At 49.4% G+C, this 269-nt stretch carries 1 protein-coding gene; it reads left to right on the top strand.

Features of this window, described 5'->3' with window-relative positions; all coding sequences use genetic code 11:
* Positions 1-30: 30 nt before the first annotated feature.
* Positions 31-269: hypothetical protein (locus tag SCA31_RS23565; protein ID WP_410699437.1), on the top strand; the 239-nt coding region annotated here is incomplete at its 3' end.

The following is a 269-nucleotide window of genomic DNA, read 5'->3' as shown; positions in this document are numbered from 1 at the left end:
ACAATCGCTTCCGGGGCTTCAAAGCTTTATATGAGGCTCAGACTTTCAGATCGTTCCCTGAATGACTTTACCACCGCCGCCAGTGGCGGGGCTCTTATTGATGAGAGAAGTGTAGGTAACGGAGCTGTAAGCACAGCGAATGCTGCTGACTTTGGAACAGCCTCCAACGGGGAGGTAGAGGACTATCAAATTGATGTAGTGACTACCTATGACTACGGTGATGTACCGTCCAGCTTTGAGAATGACAAGGATGGTAATCCATTGCCTGC

This window comes from Chryseobacterium sp. SIMBA_028 (assembly GCF_046535285.1).
Taxonomy (GTDB): domain Bacteria; phylum Bacteroidota; class Bacteroidia; order Flavobacteriales; family Weeksellaceae; genus Chryseobacterium.
This window is presented reverse-complemented; position numbering and strand designations above follow the sequence as displayed.